Source organism: Pleionea mediterranea, assembly GCF_003148745.1.
GTDB classification, from domain to species: Bacteria; Pseudomonadota; Gammaproteobacteria; order Enterobacterales; family Kangiellaceae; genus Pleionea; species Pleionea mediterranea.
Genome location: NZ_QGGU01000002.1, coordinates 65,854 through 82,967, shown reverse-complemented (window position 1 = coordinate 82,967; position 17,114 = coordinate 65,854). Strand labels below are relative to the sequence as shown.

General features: G+C 44.3%; 10 protein-coding genes. All 10 read right to left on the bottom strand.

Going from position 1 to position 17,114, the window contains the following annotated elements; translation table 11 throughout:
- Nucleotides 1-70: 70 nt before the first annotated feature.
- Nucleotides 71-1,072, bottom strand: coding sequence for a type I glyceraldehyde-3-phosphate dehydrogenase (gene gap / locus C8D97_RS02465; protein ID WP_109761760.1), 1,002 nt, complete (start codon nt 1,070-1,072; stop codon nt 71-73).
- Nucleotides 1,073-1,311: 239 nt separating this feature from the next.
- Nucleotides 1,312-3,321 (bottom strand): transketolase, encoded by a 2,010-nt coding sequence (gene tkt, locus C8D97_RS02460; RefSeq protein ID WP_109761759.1) that lies wholly within the window; start codon nt 3,319-3,321, stop codon nt 1,312-1,314.
- 248 nt (nt 3,322-3,569) lie between these two features.
- Nucleotides 3,570-4,397, bottom strand: a complete 828-nt coding sequence (locus C8D97_RS02455) for a formyl transferase (RefSeq protein WP_109761758.1) — start codon at nt 4,395-4,397, stop codon at nt 3,570-3,572.
- A 36-nt stretch (nt 4,398-4,433) separates the two neighbouring features.
- On the bottom strand, nt 4,434-5,900 hold the full coding sequence (locus tag C8D97_RS02450) for a transporter substrate-binding domain-containing diguanylate cyclase (RefSeq protein ID WP_109761757.1): 1,467 nt from the start codon (nt 5,898-5,900) through the stop codon (nt 4,434-4,436).
- 122 nt (nt 5,901-6,022) lie between these two features.
- The gene (gene greA / locus C8D97_RS02445) at nt 6,023-6,502 is read right to left on the bottom strand and encodes a transcription elongation factor GreA (RefSeq protein WP_109761756.1); all 480 of its coding nucleotides are present in this window, start codon (nt 6,500-6,502) and stop codon (nt 6,023-6,025) included.
- Entirely contained in the window at nt 6,502-9,723 is a 3,222-nt protein-coding gene (gene carB, locus C8D97_RS02440; protein WP_109761755.1) for a carbamoyl-phosphate synthase large subunit, read from the bottom strand. Before carB ends, greA begins: the two co-directional genes overlap by 1 nt.
- Before the next feature lie 67 nt (nt 9,724-9,790).
- Entirely contained in the window at nt 9,791-10,915 is a 1,125-nt protein-coding gene (gene carA, locus C8D97_RS02435) for a glutamine-hydrolyzing carbamoyl-phosphate synthase small subunit (RefSeq protein WP_109761754.1), read from the bottom strand.
- A 669-nt stretch (nt 10,916-11,584) separates the two neighbouring features.
- A complete protein-coding gene (gene dapB, locus C8D97_RS02430) occupies nt 11,585-12,391 on the bottom strand; it encodes a 4-hydroxy-tetrahydrodipicolinate reductase (RefSeq protein ID WP_109761753.1) in 807 nt (268 codons plus the stop codon).
- Nucleotides 12,392-12,576: 185 nt separating this feature from the next.
- Nucleotides 12,577-13,362: a class I SAM-dependent methyltransferase gene (locus C8D97_RS02425; RefSeq protein WP_109761752.1), complete on the bottom strand. Its 786-nt coding sequence runs from the start codon at nt 13,360-13,362 to the stop codon at nt 12,577-12,579.
- A gap of 94 nt (nt 13,363-13,456) precedes the next feature.
- Nucleotides 13,457-17,041 carry an EAL domain-containing protein gene (locus C8D97_RS02420; RefSeq protein ID WP_109761751.1) on the bottom strand — a complete coding sequence of 1,195 codons (3,585 nt, stop codon included), beginning with the start codon at nt 17,039-17,041 and terminating at the stop codon, nt 13,457-13,459.
- Between the last annotated feature and the right edge of the window lie 73 nt (nt 17,042-17,114).

The following is a 17,114-nucleotide window of genomic DNA, read 5'->3' as shown; positions in this document are numbered from 1 at the left end:
AGACAAGTTTTCTGTTGTAAAACCAGAAACGGCGCATTAAAGCGCCGTTTGCAGGAAAGCTGATGGATTATCAGGCTTTCATCATCGCTAAAGCGGTGTCGATCATGCGGCAACTGAAGCCCCACTCATTGTCGTACCAGGTCACAATTTTCACCAGGTTTCCGCCAATCACTCGGGTTTGTGTTGCATCAAAAATACTCGACGCAGCGTGATGGTTAAAGTCGATAGATACCAGCGGCTCATCGTTGTACGCCAGCACATTTTCATCCGCAGCCTGTTTAATGATTTGATTCACTTCTTCAACCGTTGTGTTACGGCTGGCGGTAAAGGTCAAATCAACAGTCGATACATTAAGTGTTGGGACTCGCATGGCGAAACCGTCCAGTTTGCCGTTCAACTCGGGCAGTACCAGACCAACTGCTTTGGCAGCACCGGTTTTAGTTGGGATTACCGATTGCGCTGCTGCACGGGCACGGCGCAAATCTTTGTGTTGGTTATCAATGATATTTTGATCATTGGTGTAGGCATGAATGGTATTCACTAAGCCGCTTTCGATCCCCAGACCTTCATGCAACGCTTTAGCAACCGGCGCCAGACAGTTAGTGGTGCAGGATGCGTTGGATACGATATTGTGATCCGCAGTCAGTACGTCATCATTCACACCAAACACAACCGTGGCATCGATATCGTCGCCACCGGGTGCGGAAATTAATACTTTTTTGGCGCCGCCAACAAAGTGCTTCGAAGCACCGGCTTTATCTTTAAACACGCCGGTACATTCCATCACCAGATCGACACCGTGATCACTCCACTTAATGTTTTCTGGATTACGATCGGCGATCATGGCAATTTTGTCACCATTAACGTACATATGGGAATCATCACCAGTCACATCAGCTTCAAATCGTCCGTGTGTAGTGTCGTATTTGGTTAAATGAACATTGGTTTCAATTGGGTGCGACGAATTGATCGCCACAACTTTAATTTCATCCTGACGGTTTAATTCATAGATGGCGCGCAAAACCATGCGACCGATACGACCATAGCCATTAATGGCAACTTTAACTGTCATTGTGTACCTCACTGTTATGACTGGCTGAAGCGAACAGTCATTCGCCTCATAACTTGTTGCATAAGCCGTTGCTCAATGGCCTTAATAAATTAATTATTAAGTGGTAGATGCCAAAGCAGTGCTTAAGCTTGTGTTTTGAAATTGGTTATTGGTGCAACACCAAGTGCTGCTCAATGGTGCCAGTCAAAAAAATCGACCGACACCACAGATATCATCTAACGAAATGTGTTGCTTTCGAATTACGCTTCGTTGTCCGATAAAAACTCGCTAGCCATGGCGACTAACTTATCCGTTGTAAAACCAAACTCTTCGAACAGATCACTGGCCGGGGCTGACTCGCCAAATGTCGGCATGCCCAACACTTTGCCATTTAGTCCAATGTACTTGTACCAGAAGTCGGGGAAGCCGGCTTCAATCGCTATGCGACTGGTGATCGCCGAGGGTAATACGGTTTCCTTATACTGGCTGGACTGTTGATCGAAGGTATTGGTTGATGGCATGGAAACAACACGGATTTGATGACCGTCTTTTTCCAGCTCGCTGGCAGCTTTAAGTGCCAGCTCTACTTCTGAGCCGGTAGCCATTAATATCAGTTCTGGCGTACCGCTGCAGTCACGAATGATGTAACCGCCTTTGGCAACATTCGATAATTGCTCCTGCGAGCGCTTTAATCCGGGTAACCCCTGACGCGAAAGCGCTAATGCGGTTGGACCGTCTTCGCGTTCTAAGGCGCTTTTCCAGGCAACGGCCGTTTCGGTTGCATCACAAGGACGCCACACCGACATATTTGGCGTGGTGCGTAAACTGGTTAGCTGTTCAATGGGCTGATGGGTTGGGCCGTCTTCACCCAGTCCGATAGAATCGTGGGTAAACACATAAATAGCGCGCTGTTTCATTAATGCGGCCATACGACATGCGTTACGGGCGTATTCCATAAAGATCAGGAAAGTGCCGCCATAAGGAATGAAACCACCGTGCAGGGCAATACCATTCATGATCGCTGCCATACCAAATTCGCGCACGCCGTAATACAAATAATTACCGGATGCATCTTTGGCATCGATACCCTTGGCACCACTCCACAATGTTAAATTAGAGCCAGCCAGATCCGCTGATCCACCGAGCAATTCCGGTAACTCGGCAGCAAAATGTTCAATGGCATTTTGCGACGCTTTACGCGTGGCCACTTTTGCAGCTTCCGCCTGAGTGGCATTAATGTAGTCCATCGCTTTGCTTTCAAAATCAGCAGGCAGTGAACCATTCAGTCGCCGCTCAAGTTCCGCCGCAAGTTCCGGGTGCTCATCACGGTAAGCAATAAACTGGTTATTCCAGGTTTCTTCAAGTTGCTCGCCTTTGTCGCGCGCATCCCAGCCCTGATAAATATCTTTCGGGATCTCAAACGCTGCGTGATCCCATTTTAAATTTTTGCGAGTGCCAATAATTTCTTCATCACCCAATGGCGCGCCATGGCAATCTTCTTTACCGGCTTTATTGGGGGCACCAAAACCTATGGTTGTTTTGCAGCAAATCAACGTTGGTTTAGACGTTTCTGAACGCGCTTGTTCGATGGCGGCTTTGATCGCATCAGGATCGTGCCCATCAACCGCAGAAATAACCTGCCAACCGTAAGACTGAAAACGCTTAGGTGTATTGTCGGTAAACCAGCCTTCGACTTCGCCATCAATGGAGATGCCATTGTCGTCATAAAACGCAATGAGCTTGCCTAATCCCAAAGTGCCTGCCAGTGAGCAGACTTCATGAGAGATACCTTCCATCAAACAACCATCGCCCAAAAAGGTGTAGGTGTAATGGTTGATCATCTCAAAGTTAGGACGATTGAATTGACTCGCTAATGTTCTTTCGGCGATCGCCATACCAACCGCATTGGCAAGACCCTGACCTAAAGGACCGGTAGTGGTCTCAACACCGGGGGTGTAACCGTATTCCGGATGTCCGGGTGTTTTTGAATGCAGTTGACGAAATTGTTTTAAGTCATCAATGGTTAACGCGTATCCAGTCAGGTGCAATAACGAATAGATCAACATGGAGCCGTGACCATTGGATAGCACAAACCGATCACGATTGACCCACTGTGGGTTTTTCGGGCTGTGGTTTAAGTAGTCGTTCCATAAGACTTCGGCAATATCTGCCATGCCTAATGGAGCACCGGGGTGGCCAGAATTAGCTTTTTGCACGGCATCCATGCTAAGCGCACGAATAGCATTGGCTAAATCAAATCGGGTTGGCATATAACACTCCTGAGCTGGGGGCCCATTTTGAAATGGCGCGTATTTTCTCAAACAGACGGGGCAAAAATCAAACCATTTCGCGTATTATTTATTCAAAGTTGCCGGTTTTTAACGAAAAACGCGATCCTTGGTTAGCGCTTGTTGCTGCAACCCTGTAACGACTGGCCCAAAACCTATAGGCCATAGCCGATAACAAATATCTAACTCGTGAAGAAAAACTCTTTTAGTTACATTAGGTTAGTTACGGCTTAGTCTAAATATCGACGCAAAAATGGCATCACTTCGGTCGCGTCATACAACTTCAACCCTTTGTTTTTGAATAATTCAAGATCATCGATTGTGGGGTAGCTGTAATAATGACCGGTATCGGGTTGTGGCCTGGTTATGATGGACTCAGATTGCTCAATCCGTTTTACCGCCGTAAGAATCGCTTCGCATCCATCGGGATACAATTCTAAAAGATGCCATAAATATGATTTATTATTATCGATTGCTAACTCGGTACTGGCAATAATATCCCCTTCATCAATTCGACTGTTCTGGATGTAATGCAAAGTGGTACCTGCATAGGCTTCGCTGTTTAACATGGCCCAAAATGTTGCCATCACCCCGCGGTAATCCGGCAATTTACCCGAGTGCAAATTCAGCACACCCAGTCGAGACTGTTGAATAACAGCGTTATTTAATATCACGCCATACCGAATGCTAATAATAAGATCCGGCTGACACCTGGCCAGTGTTGCCAAGCCATGCTCAGATTTTATGTCGTTTAGAAGTTGCGCGGGAGATTGCAACCATGGCGTCATTTGCTCAAACGAACGCATTAATCCAGAGCGCTTCTTCGGTATATCAGTGTTAGCAGGATCAGCCGTTTGTTTTAATAACGGAGATAACAACTCGGTAAAAAGCTGTTGCTCAAAAAACTTTAGTTGCCTTAATGCAAAAGGGGGCTGCTCGGTTTTTCCCACCGATGACGACATAAACAGCCAAATTTTATGGTGTGAAAGAGCGGGTAAACAATGATTAACAGCCAGGTTTGCGGGTAAATCGCGATTCACCAGAAAGACTATATTCATGGCTTAGCATTTACCTTGTTAAAATAGTCTATGGAATTATTCGATGACAGTAACACGATTTCGACCATTTTCCTTGGACTGATACAAGGCTTCATCGGTACGTTTCAGCAGACTGTTTTTATCATCCTCTTTTTTAACTTGGGTGACACCTAGACTCGCGGTTACGTTCTTTTGGTCCATATCCTTAAACGATAACGAATTTATATTTTCCCGTATCCGCTCAGCAACTGACTCGGCTTCTTTCAAATGAATACCGGGCAATATAACCGCAAACTCTTCGCCGCCTACTCGCCCCATTAAATCATAAGGTCTTAGTGCATTCATCATTGACCGACAGACCGCAACCAAAACATTATCACCAGCGTCATGCCCATACTCATCATTAATAGATTTAAACAAATCAATATCCAGCATTATCAGACTGAATACACGATTTTCTCGACTAAATAACGACAACTCGGATGACAATAACTCGTGGAAACGACGACGATTATTCGCGCCTGTTAAAGAATCGGTTCGCGCTTCGTATTGAGCCTTATTTCTCTCCGTCTGTATATTTGCGTTTGCTTTGGCAAGCAACGTTTCAAATTGAATTCGATTATCAATTTCACGCTTTAATTTTCGATTCAGTCTCAAGACATATAGTGTAATGAGTGACAAAGATGCGATTACAACAATGGCATAGTAAACAATGTACCAACTAAAAACAGGCTCATCTACCAAGCCCCACTTTAACTTGAGCGAATCACGTTTTGACTCTGGAGTTAACACAATGGCATTTTCAAAAAACAGGTTAAGCTTAGGCATATCATTACGTGTTGCGATGGCTAAATGATAACTGTAAGGCGAACGTCCCGCTATTTTAATATTATCGATGGCCAGTTTATTCATATAATAAGAAGCCTTGGGGGCATCAACAATGGCTATCTCAGACTCCTGATTAGCAACTTGTAATAAAGCCTCACGTGCCGAGTAAGCACCATTGACTGATACCCCTTTTTTTACCAGCCGAGTGTAATTCGCACTGTCTTTTGACGCGACCACTTGAGCTTCATTAAGGCTATTAGGTGCCACTTTTCCAATGTAGCTATCATGAACTATGTAATGATTTTGTACTGTGATTATTGGCCGGGTAAACTCGAAATATTCCAGTCTATCGGCCGTTTTTTGCGCTAGGAAAATAGCATCAACTTCGCGTTTTTTTGCCGCTTGCAGTAACTCTGACCAACTGTTGTACTCTATATAGTCAAAACCAGCGTCATGATGCTTTTCCATCATGCGCAGTAGCGACATCATAAAACCTTTTGGGGGATGATCGTCGGGTATAATGATAAATGGAGGCGTTTCGGTGATACCAATTTTTATCGGGCGTTCTAAATCAGCACGTAATGACCTGCCATTAACCGCTTTAATATCGGCAAAAGCATTAGCCAAATAAAAACAAATTAGAAGTAGAATGCTAAATCGTTGCAACAGGACGCGGTATCGTTTGAATTCTTTCAATGAGTATAGACCAGTTTCATCCCGTAATTCGATGAATTGTCATAGTTAAATAGAAAAGCCGGAATAAATCCGGCTTTTTAGACTTTCATTGAGTGAGGTTAACTCATTGGTGAAAACTTTCGCTAAATATATTTAACCTCAACAATTTCGTACTCTACTTCACCGCCAGGGGCACGAACCACCACTTCATCGCCTTCACTTTTACCAATCAATGCTCGGGCAATTGGTGAAGAAACGGAAATTTTATTGATTTTTAGATCGGCTTCATCGTCACCAACAATTTGATAACTGACTTCTTCTTCAGTTTCAATGTTGACCAGATCCACCGTTGTGCCAAAAATCACTTTGCCATTATTCGTCATATTGGCAATGTCGATAATCTGCGAATTCGACAATTTGCTTTCTATTTCCTGTATACGACCTTCAATAAAGCCCTGCTGCTCCCGGGCTGCGTGATATTCAGCGTTTTCTTTCAAGTCGCCATGTTCACGCGCTTCTGAGATAGCGGCAATCACTTTTGGCCGTGCTTCCATTTTAAGGTGCTTTAACTCGTCACGAAGACTATCAGCCCCTTCTTTGGTCATTGGAACTCGAGTTTGCATTATGACACTACCCTTTTATGTAATTCCTGAACAGACTCAACGGTTTCACGAGTTTGTCGTTTAATTGCCTGTGTGGTGGCTAAAGCGCTCGCAAGCGTGGTTGTATAAGCAATTTTATGTTGCAACGCCGAGCGACGGATCAAAAATGAATCGGCTATGGCTTTATGCCCTTCTGTGGTATTCACAATGTAATTCACTTCTTCATTTTTGATCAGGTCAACAATATGGGGACGACCTTCATTAACCTTGTTTACTTTTTTGCATGGCACACCGGCTTCAACCAGCGAACGCGCCGTGCCAGATGTTGCCACCAACTCAAAACCACAATCGATTAATGCTCGTCCAACTTCGGCAAGTTTTACTTTATCGGCATCACGAACACTGATAATCGCTCGACCACCTTGAGGCGCTTGTGAACCGCCACCCAGTTGTGCTTTATAGTAAGCTTCACCAAAGTTGTCACCAACTCCCATGGCTTCGCCGGTTGATTTCATTTCGGGTCCTAACAGTGGATCCGAACCGGGGAATTTATTAAATGGGAATACCGGCTCTTTCACCGAATAAAACGGTGGAATAATTTCTTTGGTGATCCCTTGCTCTGCCAGTGAGGTGCCAGCCATGACTCTGGCGGCTACTTTTGCCAGTTGCACACCAGTTGCCTTGGACACAAATGGCACCGTACGCGAAGCACGTGGGTTAACTTCCAGTACGTAAATATCGTTTCCTTTAATGGCAAACTGGGTGTTCATCAAACCGCGTACCCGCAGTTCTTTTGCCATTGCCGCAACCTGTTTACGCATTTCGTCCTGAATCTCTTTGCTCAAGGAATGAGGCGGGATCACACAAGCCGAATCACCCGAGTGAACACCCGCTTGTTCGATATGCTCCATAATGCCGCCAATTAAGCAGTCTTTGCCGTCGTAAATGCAATCCACATCCACTTCGATGGCATCATCCAGAAAACGATCCAGCAGTACCGGTGATTCATTCGATACACTCACCGCTTCGTTCATATAACGTCTGAGCTCTTCTTCGGTGTAAACAATTTCCATGGCACGGCCACCCAGAACATAGGATGGACGAACAACCAGAGGGTAACCAATTTCATCGGCCAGGCGAATGCCTTCTTCCATGTTACGCGCCGTGCGATTTGGCGGTTGCTTAAGACCAAGCTTGTCTATCGCCCGCTGGAATCGCTCGCGATCTTCAGCGCGATCGATGGCATCAGGAGAGGTACCAATAATGGGAACACCTGCTGCTTCCAGAGCGCGGCATATTTTAAGCGGTGTTTGTCCACCGTAATGAACAATTACGCCTTTCGGCTTTTCTTTATTCACAATTTCCAACACATCTTCCAGTGTTACCGACTCAAAATAAAGTCGATCGGAAGTATCGTAATCGGTAGAAACCGTTTCTGGATTACAGTTCACCATTATAGTTTCGTAACCGTCTTCACGCATCGCCAACGCCGCATGAACACAACAGTAATCAAACTCGATACCCTGACCGATTCGATTAGGGCCGCCACCAAGCACCATGATTTTGTCGCGATCCGAAGGATCCGACTCACACTCTTCTTCGTAGGTGGAATACATATAAGCCGTGCTGGTTGAAAACTCTGCTGCACAGGTGTCCACGCGTTTATAAACCGGGTGAACATTCAATGAATGACGCAGCTTTCGAATTTCTTTTTCTGAAACACCAATCAAATCACCGAGGCGAGCATCGGAGAAACCTTTGCGCTTGTATTGATATAAGATATCGCCGTTGACATCACCCAGCGACAATTTGGCAAACTCAGACTCAAGGTTAATCAACTCTTCTATCTGTACCAGGAACCAACAATCGATATTGGTTAATTCAAAGACATCATCCAGACTGTAACCTGCACGGAAAGCATCGGCGACATACCAGATACGATCAGCACCGGGCACAATTAATTTTTGTCGCAGAATGTCTTTCTCTTTTTCATCACTGACATCTATTATCGGATCAAAACCTGTGTTGCCCTGCTCCAATCCTCGTAATGCTTTTTGCATCGACTCTTGAAAAGTTCGACCAATCGCCATTACTTCACCAACCGATTTCATCTGTGTGGTGAGCGTTGCGTCTGAATTAGGGAATTTCTCAAAGTTAAACCGAGGAATTTTAGTGACCACATAGTCAATACTGGGCTCAAAAGAGGCCGGAGTTTTGCCACCCGTAATTTCGTTTTGCAATTCGTCCAGGGTGTAGCCCACAGCCAGTTTCGCCGCTACTTTGGCAATCGGGAAACCCGTGGCTTTGGAGGCCAGTGCCGATGATCGCGACACTCGTGGGTTCATTTCAATCACGACCAATCGGCCGTTTTCTGGATCAACCGCAAACTGAACATTGGAACCGCCAGTTTCTACACCAATTTCTCGCAATACCTGCAACGAAGCATTACGCATAATTTGATATTCTTTATCCGTTAACGTTTGTGCAGGCGCTACGGTTATCGAGTCACCCGTGTGCACACCCATTGGATCAAAATTTTCGATGGCGCAGACAATAATGCAGTTGTCGGCTTTATCACGCACCACTTCCATTTCGTATTCTTTCCAGCCAATTAATGACTCATCAATTAACAGTTCATGGGTTGGTGATAAATCGAGACCGCGAGTACATATTTCTTCAAATTCTTCCCGGTTGTAAGCGATACCACCACCAGTGCCGCCCATGGTAAACGAAGGACGAATAATACAAGGGAAGCCAACATTCTCCAGTACTTCATTGGCATCTTTCATACTGTGAGCGATACCCGAGCGTGGCATATCCAGGCCAATTTTGCGCATGGCTTTGGCAAACAAATCACGATCTTCGGCTTTATCGATGGCTTCACGATTGGCGCCAATCATATCAACGCCATGAATTTCCAGTACACCGCGAGAAGCTAAATCAAGCGCACAGTTGAGTGCCGTTTGCCCGCCCATGGTTGGCAGTAAAGCATCAGGCTTTTCTTTTTCAATAATCTTTGCGACGACTTCCCAGTGCAGCGGCTCAATGTAGGTTTTATCCGCCATTTCCGGATCAGTCATAATGGTCGCCGGGTTCGAGTTCACAAGAATTACTCGAAACCCTTCTTCTCGCAGCGCTTTACAAGCTTGAGCACCTGAATAGTCAAACTCACAAGCTTGACCGATGACTATTGGACCGGCACCGAGAATCAGAATACTTTTGATGTCAGAACGTTTTGGCATAGTGTGTTACACCCCTGAATTTAATTCGTTGTTCAATTACGTGACCTGTGAAACGACAACCGTAGAATTAACGGTTGGCCTGCATCAGTTCGATAAAGTGATCGAATAATGGTGCAGCGTCGTGCGGTCCCGGACTGGCTTCAGGGTGTCCCTGAAAACTGAACGCTGGTTTATCGGTACGATGGATCCCCTGTGATGTGCCATCAAACAGCGAAACATGGGTCGCTTTTAACGTGTCCGGCAAAGTATCCGGGTCTATGGCAAACCCATGATTTTGCGACGTGATCATCACACGGTTATTTTCTAAATCTTTCACCGGATGGTTGGCACCATGGTGACCAAATTTCATTTTCATGGTTTTAGCACCGCTGGCGAGCCCTAATAACTGATGACCCAGACAAATACCAAATATGGGAATGTTTTTATCAAGAATGGTTTTGATGGCTTCGATGGCGTAATCACAAGGCTCGGGATCGCCCGGTCCATTGGATAAAAAGACACCATCAGGATTCATTGCCAGTACATCTTCAGCAGGCGTTTCGGCCGGTACAACCGTAAGATCACAACCGCGCTCCACCAGCATGCGTAAAATATTGCTCTTGGCTCCAAAATCGTAAGCCACAACTTTATACGACAACTCTGGCGCAGCCTGATAACCCTGCTCAATGGTCCAGGTGGAATCTTTCCACTGCGTGACTTCTTTTTGCGAGACCACTTTGGCCAGATCCATACCTTTAAGGCCTGGAAAATCTTTAGCCGCCTGCAACGCTTTTGCTTCATCAATATCGCCTGCCATGATGGCTCCGGCCTGAGCGCCTTTTTCCCGCAAAATGCGCGTTAGTTTTCGTGTGTCGATATCAGCAATACCCAAAATATTGTTATCTTTCAGGTAATCCTGCAATGATTTCTGGTTACGCCAGCTGCTGGCCAGTATAGGCAAATCACGAATGATAAGACCCGTTGCCCAGACATTGGACGACTCTTTGTCTTCATCATTGGTGCCTGTGTTTCCTATGTGCGGATAGGTCAGTGTAACCAGCTGTTTCGCATATGAGGGATCGGTGAGAATTTCTTGGTAACCTGTCATGGCAGTATTAAATACGACTTCACCAACCGACAAACCTGTCGCGCCGATGGCAGTGCCTTTAAACAGTGTTCCGTCTTCCAGGATGAGTATGGCGGGTTGACTCAAAAGGGACCTCCAGTAATGCTCCAGATACACAAAAAGCGGAATTCAAAAATTGGATTCCGCTTTTTAAAAGAAAGTTCGTACTGAAATTGCCCGCTTTGGACAAAATCAGTGTATTTTAAGCGATCTGAGGCTCATTTGTCCATTTGAGACGGCAGGATTCACGATTTCTTTTCGCAAATGGAAGGTCAATTATTCTGCAGAGTTAACTTGACTTAAAATTAGCTTGGCATAAAAAAAGGCGGCCTGAGCCGCCTCACTATCCTTTTTGTCTTCGTCCTGAAGCCAATGTCCCTGTTACATCCTTGCCGAGTTATCCGTCACTCAATCCTTAATCATCCATGAGGACTTATCCAAAAGTCCTGCGTTCCTAACCTATAAAGTCCATACTCAGTCTTCCTGACCCAATCCTTTGCAGCCATTCCGTGCCGCATGAGTTAAATACTACGGAACTGAGGCAAACCAACAAGTGTGTAATATTCACCTTTATGATTAAGACGAAAAATCAAAGACATAATTAATTGATATATTTCAGTAAGTTACCAAAATACTCAAGTTGGCTTTATCGCATCTCGGGCTATACAGCTCGTCGTTCTCTTTAGCTGGTTTGAGATATCTCTTACACGGCGATGCGACAATCTCAGTAGTACTTAGCACTATGGAAAGCTGGCATTACTGTTTTAGACCCAGCACATCCATCATGTCGTAGCTCCCGGGAGGTTGATCAACCAACCATCGTGCCGCGCGAACCGCACCCTGAGCAAACGTTTGGCGATCGCGTGCCTTATGGGTTATTTCAATTTCTTCCCCGGCAAGCGCAAACAACGCCGTATGTTCACCTATGATATTACCGGCACGAATAGCGGAAAAACCCACCGAGCCTTTTTCACGAACCGCGTCTTTACCGCAGCGATCAAAGGCTGCTATTTCACTGAACACCTTTCCCAACCCTTTTGCCACAGACTCACCCATTCTGAGCGCCGTGCCGGAAGGCGCGTCTTTTTTATATCGATGATGCGACTCAATGATTTCAATGTCGGCATCATCACCGAGCGTTCTGGCAACGCCTTCAAGCAGAGAAAGCATCACATTAACCCCGATACTCATATTGGGTGCCATTAATACCGGAATTTTATCGGTGAGGGTTTCAATGGCCTGTTTTTGTTGGTAGCTAAATCCCGTGGTACCAATAACCACCGGTAAACCCAAGTTTGCACAAAGTTTTGCGGTTTCCACCGAGTGTTCGGGCAAACTGAAATCAATTAACACATCGGCTGACTCAGACGCCTTTGACAGATCATCCACCAATGCAATATTAGTTTTAATATCAGGAAACTGCTGACTGACCGGATCACCTGTCCAGTTATGGCCTTTCCTTAATAATGGCGCAGCCAGTTCACAGTGACTGTCTCTGTCTACGGCGTACATTAATTGTTGTCCCATTCTTCCGGTACAGGCGTTAATGGCTATGCGTGTCATAAATTTTTCCGTTTGTTCGTATTAACAATATTGATTAAACCAATTGTATCAAATCTTAATTTTTTATTTGATAACAAGAATGAATAGTGCCAGATACTATTAAATAACCGTTACCCTAGAGCGTGTTTATGTTTCGTTCTAGACTTAATTACAAAATAAATCATCATGAAAGTCCAAGCGGAAGGTTAGCGTTTTATGGCTTCAATGGCGTAAACCATGGGCAACTTGCCTTGCAAAGATTCTATCTGAAAGCCTTGTTGTGTTTCGACACAACCTTGAAAACAGTTATAGGGCGAATAGTCGAACTCTTCGAACTGTTGCAATTGCAACCCACTTTTTTTAAGCGCATTAAACACATCGCTTAAACTATGGTTCCACCCATATTCGGTTAATGGCTCGTCGAGGTCACTGCCATCGGTGTAGCTGTCGGTTACCTGCTCAACAATCGCCTGTCGATTAAAATAGCTGTGTTCAATATGATTGAATGTTGCATCGAACATCCAGAGGACCGGATGAAACTCTACCAGAACAACTCGTCCGCCAGGTTTTAATAACTGACTTGCCACCTTAAACCAGGCGGTAATATCCGGGTGCCAACCTAATACTCCATAAGAAGCGAACACAATATCAAAGGCTTCTTTTTGACCTTGATAAGTTAAGATATCACTGCAATAAAATTCAGCATCAAGTTGGAGTTGCTGATTTAAGTTGTTGGCTTGTTCAATCGCCTTTTCCGACAGATCCACACCGGTTACTTTTGCTCCCATGCGCGCCATGGACAATGAATCTTGCCCAAAATGACATTGCAAATGCGCTATGGTTTGATTGCGAATATCACCTAAAACATCCAGTTCTATTTTATTTAAACTGTTTCGCCCTTTTAAAAAACTATCATTATCATAAAAATCGGACGCCATATGCGCTTCAACGCGCCCATCCCATATTTTTTTATTGGCCGATAGATAGTCCATGTTTTTTGGTTTCCAGCAGAATAGGTATGAATAAAATAATAATTATTAAAGCTAAAAAAGATCGCACTCGAGCGAATAAAGTTAGCGCAACAGTTTATTGCATTAACTGTTTAATTTGAAGATGTCGGTAAAAGTCATCCACGGCCATGGGTTTTGCCCATAAAAATCCCTGACCAAAATCACAATGTCTATTGGCCAAAAATGCCAGTTGCTGTTCCGTTTCGATGCCTTCGGCAATCACCTGAATATTTAATCGCCTGGCCATAACTAAAATAGTGTCCACTAATGTTTCTGCCGATGAGTCAACCCCAATCGCACTGACAAACGCACGATCAATTTTGATAATATCAACAGGAAACTTAACCAGATAACTGAGCGATGAATAACCGGTACCGAAATCATCAATGGCGATTTTGACATTCAGCTCTCGCAACTTGGTCAATACTTCCACCGCTTTTTCAGACTCATCAGTCAATAAGCGTTCGGTTATTTCAACGGTTAAATCAAAATGCTGACTGCAAGATTCAACGGTATTGAACCATTGCTCTAGTGCTCGATCTTTTGTCTGGAACAAACGCGGCGATATATTCACTGATAATCCCATTGTGACATTATGCTGCTTCAACTGCTCAAGCAATTTAACGGAGTTTTCAAACATCTGCATGTCGATACGATTGATCAATCCAGACTCTTCTGCAATGGGTATAAATTCATTGGGTGAAATCAAAGACCCATCCTCTTTAAACCATCTTGCCAGTGATTCGCATTTCACCACTTTATTATTGGCAATATCGTAAATAGGCTGAAAATAGGTATGGAGCTCTTCTTTATTAACCGCATCAATCAAATTGGTTAATAAGGTGTGTCGATACTCGGATTTTTTTTGCATTTCCCGGGTATAAAACTGCCAGCCGTTGCGACCGGCACGTTTTACTTCATACATGGCTTGGTCGGCTTTTCGTAATAAACTATTGGCATCAAGACCATCTTCCGGAAAAACAGCAATACCAATACTGGCGCTGGTGTACATTGAAAATTTATCAATGGTGTGCGATGAATCCAGCTTCGCTAAAATCAGTTCCGTAACTTTAAGCGCATCATTAAAGTCTTCAATTCCCGGTAGAATTACGCCAAATTCATCACCACTTAACCGTGAAACCGTATCACTCTCTCGTACACAGGTAAGCAGAGTATCGGCCACAAGTTTTAATATTTTATCGCCCACATGATGACCAAAGTTGTCATTGATGGGCTTAAACCGATCGAGATCCACAAATAACACCGCGACTTTTTCATTATCGCGACACGCCTTATCGATAGATTGCTCCAGTCTATCGTTGAACAAAAAACGATTTGGCAATCCGGTAAGTGCGTCATGGGTCGCCTGATACTCAATGATTTTAGAACTTTTTATTTTGTCACTGATATCCTGAACAGTTCCGGTAATCGCCGACTCATTACTTTCAATAGAATAGTTGCCGATGACCCGAATCCACCTATCAGCTTCCATTAACTCTAATTCAATATCAAAGGAACGTTTATCTTCAAAAGCCGTTTCAACATGTTCAACCCAGGACTCCAGACTACTGGCCGTAATATAAGTATTTAATTCATGAAGGCTGGCCGGACTGTAATTTAGTGGCCGACCTATAACCCGAGAAGTTTGCTCTGACCAATGCAAAAAATTAAGCGCGGGATCCATTCGCCAGCCACCAACTTTTGCCACATGTCCAACTTTTTGCAATAAATTCTTATTATCAACCAGTTCGTTTTGTATGGCGCGCTTTTCTCTCTCCTGTCGATAGCGAATAACCGCATAGAACATAATAAGCAAGGTGGTAAATGTAATTATCCCTCGAATGATCCAGAGCAATGTACTTAAGCTTTGAGAATTCAACTTTGGTTCTGCCGCAATTAACCAACTGCCACCACCTACATTTATCATCAAGCTGATGTGATTTGGCGACTTGAAAATTTCATCTTTGCCATAAAAGACATTACCTTCCCGTCCCAGAGAATCATAACTTTTAATCGCAAGGTGTATATCGGATAAATCATCCCGAACGCCCGACTGTCGAAACAATGCACCCGCATCAATCGGTGAAGAAATTATTCCCCAAAGTTTACGGTTACTCGCCGAGCCAGTAAAAACAGGCGCCCGTCCAATAAACGCCACTCCACCTTGTATCAGATCAACCGGACCAACCACCATTAGCTGCCCAGTATTAACCACCTGCATCACCATGTCTGATTGGTCAGCATTAGATTTATAATCGAGGCCAATGACTTTTTCATTGCCTTGTAATGGATAAATGTAGTTAACAACCAGATCTTTAGCCGCCGCAAAATTAATCAGCAATGTTTCTTTCTTATATATTTCACGCGCATAATTTCTAAACTCCTGCTCGGTCAGCTCAGGGTTTGCCGATATAAACGCAGCAAATCCCCTTAGCATGGATAAATTGGTTTGAAGGTTGCCTTTAAGCTTTGCTGAAATGGAACTTAAATGCCGCATTGCATTTAAACGCTGCTCCTGAACATGATCACTTTTAATCCGCAATTCAATTTGATAACAAATTAAAATTGAAAGACCAGCAATTGACAGTAGTGTTAGTAGTAATTGACGCTTACTCCAAAAAACAAAGCTTAAAACTAACAGTGTCAATACAAGTATCGTATACACGTAAATATTAAGATATTCATTATCCAATGCAAATGAGTCATAAAGCACTTCGGATGGCTCATGCTCAGTATTGATCAAACCAATTTTCTTTAACTGAGTATTCATATGCATCCAGCGCCCAACATTTAAATCACCTAGAGCGACTGCCGGATAACGTAAAAGATCATCTATTGCCCGTGCAAAAGAAAGATTGTACGTCAGCTGGTTATTAAACTTAAAACGATGGCGCGGCAGAGTATTGGTAATTTTTTCTGCCAATTCTGTTTTGTTCGCAATGGCGTATTGCCAACCTTTAAGGCTGGCCTTTACAAAACGACTGACCAGTTCGGGACGCTTAATATTTAATTGCTGAGACGTGTAAAGGGTATCGCCGTAAAAATTAATGCCATAATCTGACGGATAAAGCTCATTTAATTCCACACCTTTTTCGCGGGCTTCAAATTTTGCAGACACACCATAAGTTGCAATCGCATCAGCTTTCCCTGATACCAAGGTTTCAACAGTGACGGGCTCATCCACCAACTTCAACTCATTCAGATCAAACCCGCGAGACTTAAATAACGCTAACAGCTCATACCGAGTGGTGTCGTTTGGGCTGGTGGCAATTTTAAGCTTTGCCAGTTCAGACAAGCTTTCAATTGACGTGTCCTTCAATGAAAATATGCCCGTCGCGCTACGCTGGAATATCGGCGCCAATACCGTGAGTCCAACACCTTGATCCTGTGCAATCAAAATATCCAGCGCGCCCACTGCAAAATGGGCACTTCCATTCGCGACCTCTGCAACCGGATTCACAATAGAGCCGTCTGGCCGTGTGACCGGACGGATCTCGACATCAAGACCGGCTTCTTTGTAATACCCCTGCCACTGGGCGGCATAATACCCGGCAAACTGAAACTGATGCTCCCACTTAAGTTGAAGCACCACTTTATCGGCGGCAAAGGAAGAAGAAATAAACAGCAGGCTCGCAATTAAACGACTAATTATTATTCGCATACAGCCCAGTTAAAATGAATAGGTTGGATAAGTCTAGCCCAAATATTTGTAGAAGTGGGGGAAATTTACGATG

Coding starts and splice junctions, on each gene's coding strand:
- gap (WP_109761760.1), bottom strand. CDS start 1,072: ATGACAGTTAAAGTTGCCATTAATGGCTATGGTCGTATCGGTCGCATG.
- tkt (WP_109761759.1), bottom strand. CDS start 3,321: ATGCCAACCCGATTTGATTTAGCCAATGCTATTCGTGCGCTTAGCATG.
- C8D97_RS02455 (WP_109761758.1), bottom strand. CDS start 4,397: ATGAATATAGTCTTTCTGGTGAATCGCGATTTACCCGCAAACCTGGCT.
- greA (WP_109761756.1), bottom strand. CDS start 6,502: ATGCAAACTCGAGTTCCAATGACCAAAGAAGGGGCTGATAGTCTTCGT.
- carB (WP_109761755.1), bottom strand. CDS start 9,723: ATGCCAAAACGTTCTGACATCAAAAGTATTCTGATTCTCGGTGCCGGT.
- dapB (WP_109761753.1), bottom strand. CDS start 12,391: ATGACACGCATAGCCATTAACGCCTGTACCGGAAGAATGGGACAACAA.
- C8D97_RS02425 (WP_109761752.1), bottom strand. CDS start 13,362: ATGGACTATCTATCGGCCAATAAAAAAATATGGGATGGGCGCGTTGAA.
- C8D97_RS02420 (WP_109761751.1), bottom strand. CDS start 17,041: ATGCGAATAATAATTAGTCGTTTAATTGCGAGCCTGCTGTTTATTTCT.